Source organism: Nocardia sp. NPDC004722 (genome assembly GCF_053601505.1).
The window spans coordinates 1-9189 of record NZ_JBSGBY010000336.1 but is presented as its reverse complement, the minus strand read 5'-3'; the positions used below and the strand labels follow the sequence as shown (position 1 = coordinate 9189).

12 protein-coding genes are annotated in these 9189 nt (G+C 63.7%); 3 read left to right on the top strand and 9 right to left on the bottom strand.

What is annotated here, in order from left to right:
• Positions 1-375: 375 nt before the first annotated feature.
• Positions 376-1026 (top strand): hypothetical protein, encoded by a 651-nt coding sequence (locus ACWELQ_RS28135; protein WP_452400048.1) that lies wholly within the window; start codon positions 376-378, stop codon positions 1024-1026.
• 426 nt (positions 1027-1452) lie between these two features.
• Positions 1453-1794 carry a hypothetical protein gene (locus ACWELQ_RS28130; RefSeq protein ID WP_452400047.1) on the top strand — a complete coding sequence of 114 codons (342 nt, stop codon included), beginning with the start codon at positions 1453-1455 and terminating at the stop codon, positions 1792-1794.
• A 41-nt stretch (positions 1795-1835) separates the two neighbouring features.
• Here ACWELQ_RS28130 and ACWELQ_RS28125 read toward each other — a convergent pair whose 3' ends face one another.
• On the bottom strand, positions 1836-2777 hold the full coding sequence (locus ACWELQ_RS28125; protein ID WP_452400046.1) for a hypothetical protein: 942 nt from the start codon (positions 2775-2777) through the stop codon (positions 1836-1838).
• 56 nt (positions 2778-2833) lie between these two features.
• Between ACWELQ_RS28125 and ACWELQ_RS28120 the strand changes: the two genes are divergently transcribed.
• On the top strand, positions 2834-6082 hold the full coding sequence (locus tag ACWELQ_RS28120) for a tetratricopeptide repeat protein (protein ID WP_452400045.1): 3249 nt from the start codon (positions 2834-2836) through the stop codon (positions 6080-6082).
• 110 nt (positions 6083-6192) lie between these two features.
• On the opposite strand, the gene ACWELQ_RS28115 is transcribed toward ACWELQ_RS28120, so the two are convergent.
• The 8 genes from ACWELQ_RS28115 to ssb all read right to left on the bottom strand — a co-directional run.
• Positions 6193-6378 (bottom strand): hypothetical protein, encoded by a 186-nt coding sequence (locus ACWELQ_RS28115; protein WP_452400044.1) that lies wholly within the window; start codon positions 6376-6378, stop codon positions 6193-6195.
• Positions 6379-6385: 7 nt separating this feature from the next.
• Positions 6386-7069, bottom strand: coding sequence for a hypothetical protein (locus ACWELQ_RS28110; RefSeq protein ID WP_452400043.1), 684 nt, complete (start codon positions 7067-7069; stop codon positions 6386-6388).
• Complete coding sequence (locus ACWELQ_RS28105) at positions 7042-7248, bottom strand: hypothetical protein (protein ID WP_452400042.1); 207 nt, start codon at positions 7246-7248, stop codon at positions 7042-7044. The genes ACWELQ_RS28110 and ACWELQ_RS28105 overlap by 28 nt, the downstream gene beginning before the upstream one ends.
• Positions 7248-7637, bottom strand: coding sequence for a hypothetical protein (locus tag ACWELQ_RS28100; RefSeq protein WP_452400041.1), 390 nt, complete (start codon positions 7635-7637; stop codon positions 7248-7250). The genes ACWELQ_RS28105 and ACWELQ_RS28100 overlap by 1 nt, the downstream gene beginning before the upstream one ends.
• On the bottom strand, positions 7634-7900 hold the full coding sequence (locus ACWELQ_RS28095; protein ID WP_452400040.1) for a hypothetical protein: 267 nt from the start codon (positions 7898-7900) through the stop codon (positions 7634-7636). Before ACWELQ_RS28095 ends, ACWELQ_RS28100 begins: the two co-directional genes overlap by 4 nt.
• Entirely contained in the window at positions 7900-8502 is a 603-nt protein-coding gene (locus ACWELQ_RS28090) for a hypothetical protein (RefSeq protein WP_452400039.1), read from the bottom strand. Before ACWELQ_RS28090 ends, ACWELQ_RS28095 begins: the two co-directional genes overlap by 1 nt.
• Before the next feature lie 2 nt (positions 8503-8504).
• A complete protein-coding gene (locus tag ACWELQ_RS28085) occupies positions 8505-8762 on the bottom strand; it encodes a hypothetical protein (RefSeq protein ID WP_452400038.1) in 258 nt (85 codons plus the stop codon).
• A gap of 2 nt (positions 8763-8764) precedes the next feature.
• Positions 8765-9189: single-stranded DNA-binding protein (gene ssb, locus ACWELQ_RS28080; RefSeq protein WP_452400037.1), on the bottom strand; the 425-nt coding region annotated here is incomplete at its 5' end.

The following is a 9189-nucleotide window of genomic DNA, read 5'->3' as shown; positions in this document are numbered from 1 at the left end:
AGATGCGGTCGGCGATCTCGCCGGTAATGCCGTGCAGGTCCCGCATGCCCTGATAGAAGCGTTCTCGCAGCCGCTCCATCTTCTCCGGTGAGCGTGGCCGCCGCCGGGCAAGGCATTGCCACCGCGGCACCGGGGCAGCCAGGTCTGGCGGTACCCGGAGACGGGCAACCCGGCTTGAGCACCACACCTTCCCCACCTGCCGCGCCTAGCCTCGCGGACTACATTCCAGACCCTCCTGCGCCGCCAGCGCGGCCCCGGCCCGAGCAGCAGACCACCCCGCAGACCGACACCCTGGTCCAGCCCCCGCAAGCTACCGAACCTGACAATGAAGAGCTTTCTCCCGCAACGGAACCCGCGTCGATCGACCCGCACACATTGCGCGCAGGCAACACCGTGATCGGGATTCCGGACTGGATCGGCACCAAGACGCAAGGCAAAGCCCAGGCGTATCTGGACTACATCGAATGGCAGATCGCCGCCGGGTACGACGCCCTGGGATTCTCCCGCGAGGAATCGGACCGGCGGGCGGCGTCGACCATCACCGGCGGGGCACTCGGTGCGGTCGCGGGTGCGGAACTCGTCTCAGTCCCTGCTGCGGGTGCCGGCTGTGCGGTCGGAGCTGTGGTGGGCGGCGTGGTCGGCGCAGCGATTGGTACGGCGGCGGCCGGGGTCGCCATGCCGCTCGGCGCGGGGCTCGGTGCCGGACTGGGCTGCCTGGCCGGAATCGCGGTCGGCGCGGTTCCCGGCATCGCGGTCGGCGCTACCGCAGGCGCTGTCGTCGGGGGTGGCGCTGCGGGCGCGTTGGGTGGCGGCGTTGATGTGCCGAAGCCCGATCTTCCGCCGCTGATCGAAACTGCCACGCCGACACCCGAACCCGCGACGTCGTCCGCGCCGATTCCGATCGACCAGACTCTCACCAACATGGTGGCCACGATCGGCGACCAGACAGACAATGTCGTTACGTCACTGCGGTCCGCCATCGCGGCACTTCCACCGCTGCCGCCAATCCCGCTCGGTATCAACTAAGTTCGTGTGGGTGTGTCGGGGAACCTGGCCGCGGCGCGTCTATAACGTCATGTTCTCGGATTGGGATGGGGAGAAGTATCTCGATCAGCTCGGCGCGGACCTCGTCATCTTCGATGAGCACCCCGACAAGGAAGCCGTTGCTGATCTGCTGAGGCTTTGGGAGTGAGACTCTGCCCGCCCCTCGCGGCTGCGTCGTGCCCGCGAGCACGGGCGCTGGGGCGGTTAGTCGATGTCCGGCAGGTTCGGATACGGATCCGTCCGGTTCTGCTCAGTGATTCGCTGGAAGCATTCGGGGCACATCATGCCGCCTGGTCCCACAGGCCGCTCGCCGCAGATCTGGCACGTTTTCTGATCATCGGACATACCGGTGATGATAAGCGACCGCTCGGCTATATTTCGAACATAGGTTCGACAGGCGGCGAGTCGATGCCGAAGACCGAGGGCACGGAACCGGAACTGCAATACCCGAGTGCGACCGGCCACTACTACCGCACCGCGACCAGCCTGCCGAAGCTGGTCTGGGTGCGCCTGGACGCGATCCTGGTGCGTGACCCCGGTAAGCCCAGGCATGTCAACGGTGCTGGGGTGCACATGAACGGCGATCGTCCCGGCGTCCTGTCACATTGGGTGCCGACTGTCGACGGTGAATGGCTCGGGCGTGTGACTTACAGCCTGCAGTACGCCGACGGCCGCCCCGACTTGCACCTGGTTGATCAAATGATCCCGGCCTACGCGCTACGGCCCCACGGAACCGATGGCACGGGATGAAGTCTTCGCCCTCGGATCTGATCGGCGTTGATCGACGTGCGTTAGTCAGTTGTACGGCCGGTGGTGAGCGCCTCGGCAATGAGGGCTCCGAGGCTTTTCTTGCTGAGGTAATGAGTGGCGTCGTGTGGTTGTGAACCGTTGTCGATGATCGTCGTTACCGGTGTGACGGTGTGCCCGTTAGTGGGTTGGAAGTAACGCTCGAAGTCGCGGAAGGTGGCGACGAGGTCGTCGCGGGCGGCAATGTTGGACCAGCGGCTCAGGATTGGGGGCACGGTGGCTGGTTGGGGTCGCAGCTTGGGGTAGATGATGGTTTGCAGTGCCAGTGGTGAGCCGAGGGTGACCAGGATGAGGGGCTGCTCGCTGCGGTGCAGCGCTTCGAAGGCGACGACTGAGCCGAGCGAGTGAGCTATCACGATGCGCGTCTCGGGGCCGATGAGGTCGAGGATCTGTTGTTGGGCGTACTCGCGGATTGTTTCGTCGGTGAGGTAGCGGGTGACGTCGGTGAGGTTGGTGTTGACGAAGCGTTCGGCCAGGCTGAAACCTTTGGGCGCGAACCAGTGCAGTCGCGCGAGCCCTTTCGCTGCCGAGCGCAGGATTCGACGGTCGCCTTGGGCCCCGTCCGTCGGCTCGGTGATCTCGAGCAGCTGAATGTTGGCTTCCTTCCGGTCGCCCGGGCTGTTGGCTCGTTCGCTGGCCGCGGTCAGCCAGGCCAGCGCCAGTTGCTCGGCGAGTTCTTGCTGCTGCTCGTCCAAGTCAGAGTCCCGAGTGTCGCCTTGAGCGTCCGGATCGAGGTATCTGTTGCCGTAGAAGGCCATTCGGGCCTCGAGCTCACCGGGACTACTGTTGCGCCAGAGCTGATCAGCGAGCTGGGGATGTCCGGCGTTGCGTACGCCTCCGGCGAGGGCTGGTAGCCATTTGTGTTCGAGTTGGTCGGCGGAGTACTGCGATTGCCCGATGCCGTGTACCAGAACGATGGCGGCCATGGACGTGTCCCTCGCGATCTGCTGAGCAGGTGTGCGTGCGGGGGTATTTTCTCATCATGGGTGGGAAGCTGGCGCTGGTTGTCGGATCCGAATGCGACGCACAGGGTTCGCTGGGGTTCACGACAGAACTGGCCATCCGTCTTTTCGATGATCTGTGTCAACGTGGGGGTTGGCAGTCGGCGGTCGCCACCGATGGGCCGGTACTCAATCCGACGATCCTCGAGCTGAAAGCCGCAGTCACCGAAGCGTTCTCGACCGCTTCGCAGCAGCAGGCGATGTTGCTGCTCAGCTTCATCGGACATGGCCAAAGCACGCAGTCGAAGCTGTTCTATCTGCTGGCGAAGGACTCCGATCCCGACCAGCGCCTCGATTCCGACACCGCCTACAACCTCGGAACCGGTATCACCGAGCAGCTCGTCGCGAGCAGGTTGGACGGGTTGATCGTGTTGATCGACGCGTGCGAGGCCGGTAGCAGCGCCGGCAACACCGAGGACTGGGTCGACGCGTTGGACCCGCGCTCGGGACGTATCGAGTTGCTGGTTGCTTCCGAGCGTGGTCGCCCGGCCTTTGGCGGGTGTTTCACTCGGACCATGCTCGATGCCTTTGCTCATGGTCTGCCTCAGCAGGGCACGTTCCTGCGGCCGAGCGATCTGCGGCCGCATATAGCGGCGTCATGCCCGCGACAGGTGCCAGTCGCGAGGAGCTCGGCGGTGGGTGGTGATCCTGGTTTGTGGTTGGTGCCCAACATCTCTCGCGTCGATGACGCGGTGTACGGACGGCCATCGGCCGGATTCATCGATCATCTGACCAACGGCCCGACCATCAGCCTGACGTTGCGCATCCAGGCCGCGGAGGTCTACGCCGACACCACGCACCGGCTGAGGACAGTTGTCGGCCCGGCCGGATGCGGCAAATCCACCCTGATGTCGCTGTTGATCCGCCCCAGTCTGCTCGAGGGGGCAACGTTCAACTCCACTTTTGTTACCGCGGCCGTGTTCTTGGATGTGACCAGCACCCTCGAATCCTTCACGGAGGAACTCTTTCTGCAGTTCACGAGACGATTGCCGGGCTACCCCGAAGCTGTTGAAGCTGTCGCGAACCGCTACATCGACGCCGATACGCCACCGGATCAGACCGAACTAACCGTGTTGCAACCCCTGGAGTCGATGCGCTCGATCTTCGGATTCACCCTGATTATCGATGGACTAGATCAACCCGAAGAAGGCGCTCAAATACAGATCGCTTCCACCATAAAGGAATTGACCCGCCGAGACAGTCTCGCCCACGTTCGCGTCATCGCGGGAATCCGGCAGGACACCCGTGCCGAGACGCTTCCCGACCTCGCACATCAACAGATCCACCGGATCGAAGCTCCCACCAACTACGACATCATCACCGTCGTTACAGAAGCGCACAGAATCGCCGACGGCCAAGATAGCGGACCTGATTGGCAGCAGTGGCTGAGCACCATCCGAGACCAAACAACTGCTGGCGGTTGGCTGTTGGCGCGGTTGATGACCGAGCTCAACCAGCTCAGCGAGCAGGATATCGGTCGCATCCAACTCGAGACGCTGATCGAACGCCGTATCCATCAGGCTGTCGATACCCTCGGCTTGTCCACCGACGATGTCATCACTGCCGTCTTGACGGTTCTCACCGCAGCTGGTGCGGGCCCGGTATTGCCTTTTAGCTTGTTGCACGCGGCGCTGCCGACCCTCGGCATAACCGCACCGACATCCCGACTTCGTGACACGGTCGCCAACCTCGGTGCGCTGATCAGCCGCGGTAACCCCGGCACCCTCAACGAATCACTTGGACTCGCCCATACCGACTTTCAACCTCCGATCCAACACCATCTCGAGCAGCATGAAGTCTCGATCCTTGATGGCCACCGCGCCATACTCCGAGCGATCGAGAACGACGACACCAGCACCACGGCACAGTACGCACGAGGCTCAGCAGTGCGTCACTACCTCGCCATCGGCGACTCCGACCAAGCTATCTCTTACCTACGCAGCTTGAACACGGCAAATGCTGCTGACAACCGTGATCGCTGGGCAACCTGGCTTCCGCTCTTCATCGAGACACTTGGCGCCGACCATCCCGCCACCCTCATCACCCGTAGCAACCTGGGCTCCTGGCGCGGCGAGAGCGGTGACATCGCCGGTGCCATCACAGAATTCGAGCTACTGCTCACCGACCGACTGCGCGTCCTGGGCCCCGACCACCCCGCCATCCTCATCACCCGTAGCAACCTGGGCTCCTGGCGCGGCGAGAGCGGTGACATCGCCGGTGCCATCACAGAATTCAAGCTACTGCTCACCGACCAACTACGCGTCCTGGGCCCCGACCACCCCGCCACCCTCAACACCCGTAGCAACCTCGTCTCCTGGCGCGGCGAGAGCGGTGACATCGCCGGTGCCATCACAGAACTCAAGCTACTGCTCACCGACCAACTGCGCGTCCTGGGCCCCGACCACCCCGCCACCCTCAACACCCGTAGCAACCTGGGCTCCTGGCGCGGCCGGAGCGGCCACATCGCCGGTGCCATCACAGAATACGAGCTGATACTCACCGACCAACTGCGCGTCCTGGGCCCCGACCACCCCGACACCCTCACCACCCGCAACAACCTCGGCACCTTGCGCGGTGAGAGCGGTGACATCGCCGGTGCCATCACAGAATTCGAGCTACTGCTCACCGACCGACTGCGCGTCCTGGGCCCCGACCACCCCGACACCCTCATCACCCGTAGCAACCTGGGCTCTTGGCGCGGCGAGAGCGGTGACATCGCCGGTGCCATCACAGAATTCGAACAGCTGCTCACCGACCGACTGCGCGTCCTGGGCCCCGACCACCCCGCCACCCTCAGCACCCGTAGCAACCTGGGCTCCTGGCGCGGCCGGAGCGGTGACATCGCCGGTGCCATCACAGAATACGAGCTACTGCTCACCGACCGACTGCGCGTCCTGGGCCCCGACCACCCCGCCACCCTCAACACCCGCAACAACCTCGGCCATTGGCTCGGTGAGAGCGGTGACATCGCCGGTGCCATCACAGAATACGAGCAATTGCTCACCGACCGACTACGCGTCCTCGGCCCCGACCACCCTGATACTCTTCTCACCCGTAGCAACCTGGGCTCCTGGCGCGGCCGGAGCGGTGACATCGCCGGTGCCATCACAGAATACGAACAGCTGCTCACCGACCAACTACGCGTCCTGGGCCCCGACCATCCTGACACCATCACGACTGCCCGACTGACCGCGGCATTGCGTCAGGAGGTCTTGCCACGTGCGGACTGACCGGTTTCGGTGTAATTCAGTTCATTCCTGGTAGAAAAGGGGCGGAGCCCGTGCCTGGTAGAAACAGGCACGGACTCCACTTGATCAGTATTCAGTTGTGTTCGAAGGGTTCAGCTGAACAAGGTCAGCTGCTGTTGATGAGCTTTCCGATCGCAGTCGTCCCGGTAGATCCTGGCCAGCCGCATCACCTTCGACCTCGACATGTCGGAGTCGACGGCGATCGTGTCCCAGCTCGCGCCTCGGTCGTACTGTTCCTGGAACATCCGCCCGCGCCGAAGTTCGGTCCGGCGGCTCATCGGTTTCTTACCCTTGGCCATCGTCGATGTCCCAGCTGGGGTCGGCGGGGCCGCGGATACCGCAATCGATGCATTCCTCGTTGAATTCATCGATCAACCGGCGGGTTTCGTGCGCACACTCCGTTGTGTGGCCGGTCTCTCGCTGGTATCCGCTGTCGGGGCGGGCGGTCCACCAGGTGTCGTATGCCCCGCAGTCGGTGCACATGACGATTCGAAACTTCGACGGATCCCATTGCGACGGAGGAACATCGACCATGCCCACACCGCACAGGCAGTTCGGCACGATCTCGTCCGGATCCGTCGGGTGGGGTTCGTAGGGTTCCCAGTGGCCGCATTCGGAGCAGTGCCACACCAGGATGGCGCAGTCCTGCCCGGTGTCGAACGCGGTGCCCATGTGTGCGGAGAAGACGGCCATTGGCTCGCCACAGCAGATCATCGGTTCGATGCGGTCGATCCGCGTCTGCGAGTTCCAATGTTCCGGTAACTTGCCGCCGCGACCCATCCACCGATCGAGGTCCTCCAAGTTGCCTTGCAACCGGTACAGCAGCTTCGCCTGCTTGTCGATCACCAATTTGGCGTCGTCGCCGCCGTAGCGCCACTGCATCAGCTCGTCGATCTCGGTCATCAACTCGCGGATCGCCTGCAAGGTCAGGTTCGGGTCGATCACGACGTCACCGCCGTACGTGCCCATTCCCATTCCTTGGGCAGGAAACCGCCCTGCGACAGCTCCTGATCGAGTCCTTCGACGGCTTCGATCAGATGAAACAGCATGCCGACCGCAGGGTTGCGATCGCTGCCCTCGGTGTATCCGAGATCGTCGGATGCCTTGAGCAGCTCCCGGATTCGCGTCAGTGCCGCGTTGGGATCCATCACGACACCTTCCTCGGCTCCGGGCACAGGTCATGCTGGGCGTGGAGCGCGCTGAGGTCCCATTGCAGGCACTGCACCTGATCGAGCAGTTCCTTCGCGTGGTCTTTCAGTTCGTCGCGTTCCTTGATCAGTTCGGCCACCCACACTCCGTAGGCTTTCGTGTCGGCGGCAACTGGCTCGTTGGCGTCGACCGGAATCCCTTCCTGGAGTGCGGAAGTGATGGCCTGCAACAGATCCGCGGTGCTCGGGCGAGACAGTTCGGCCGTCACCGACCGGTATTGCCCGCCCAGGCTGTAGAGGAAGGTGAACCGGAACTTCGCGCCCGGCTCCATCGTGATCAGCAGCCGACCGAGTCGGTCGGAGCGCTGGATCATCTGTGTGGTGTTCACCGCACCACCTCCACGTTCTGGTTGGTGGTCAGGACTGTCCACGCTGACGGTCCTTCGCTGGTGGCACCGGCCTGCTCGGCGTTGAGCAGAGCGTGCGCGATCGCACCCAGTACATGGTTGGCCAGATCCTGGGGGATGTCGGCGATCATGTAGTGACTCGGGTCGCCGTGGATGTAGGCGATCCGCATGCTGCCGTCCTCGCGCATCGTAGCCGCGATCGCTCGGATCTCGGTGACGCTGCGCGCCTTGTATTCCGCGTTCATCACGCCGCCTCCCCGCTGGTGTGCGAGACGGTGACCAGACCGGGCACGGCGTCGTGCTCGGCCCAGGGCTCGAAATAGTGTTCCCACCCGCGGTAATTACCGACGGTGACCAGCCCGATCCGCCCGCCGCAGACTCGGCAGTGCGCCGGTCCTTCCGGGACAGGTTCGTGATCATTGATGGAGTGCGGTTCGTGCGTCCACCAATAGTCGGTTCCGTTGGACAGCAGGCTGATTCGCCCATTGCAGTCCCGGCAGAACGCCGGTTCGCTCTCCAGCGTCTGCACGGCGCCGTCGGCGTTGACGGTGACCGTGTCGTCGACCTCGTTGTCAGAGACGCTGGAATCAGGGCCTTCGAACTCGATGATGGCCGTAGCCAGTTTGTCCCGCAGGATGCGAGCCTCGCTGACCGTGAGGTCGGCCAGTACTCCCTCGAAAATATCGACAGTCCACCGGATTTCGATATCCCCGCGGGTATCGGCGGCGGGCAGGAACTCGACCGTGGCGTCGGGCATGTTGTGCCAGGACATCGAGGTGATACCGGCTCCGCCGCGCCCGTACAGTCCTTTCGAGGCCGCGCGAGCGTCGCTGCTGAGGTACGCCATGATCAGAACTCCATTTCGTTTGAATCAGTGGTGGTTTCGATGGCGTCGTTGACAGCGCGCCGGAGCAGGTCCTGCAGGTCGATGGCCTGCGCGACGGTCAGGTGCATCCCGACCTCGTGAGCGACTTCTCCGAACAGGTGAACGGTGAAGTCGATGAACCCGCACTCGACGCAATACGCGGTGGTGAACCCGAAGCCCATCCCACCGAACTCAACAGCGCCGTCGTCTCGGCCGTGGCCGCCCAGGTCGGGGTTGCGCATGATCACGCCTCCTCCGCCTCGGGCTGGAAACCGGCGTACGGGTCATCACTGCCCCGCGACGCGGCGTCCTTGGCTGCGGCCTGGCCGCCGTTGCGGGCACCGGCGAAGGCGGTCCGCTTGATCGGCTTGGCGACGGCGTACTTCAAAGACACCCCGATCTCATCGACGGCCACTTCCATCACCGTGCGTTTGACGCCGCTGGAGTCCTCGTAGCTGCGCTGCGAGAGCTTGCCGGTCACGATCACCCGCGAACCCTTGGACAGGGACTGGGCGACGTTGTCGGCGGCTTCACGCCACAGTGCGCACCGAAGAAACAGCGGCGCACCGTCTTTCCACACGTTCGCCTGACGGTCGAACACGCGGGGCGTGGACGCGATGGTGAAGTTGACGACCATCTGATCGTTGACCTTCCGAAGTTCGGGGTCGC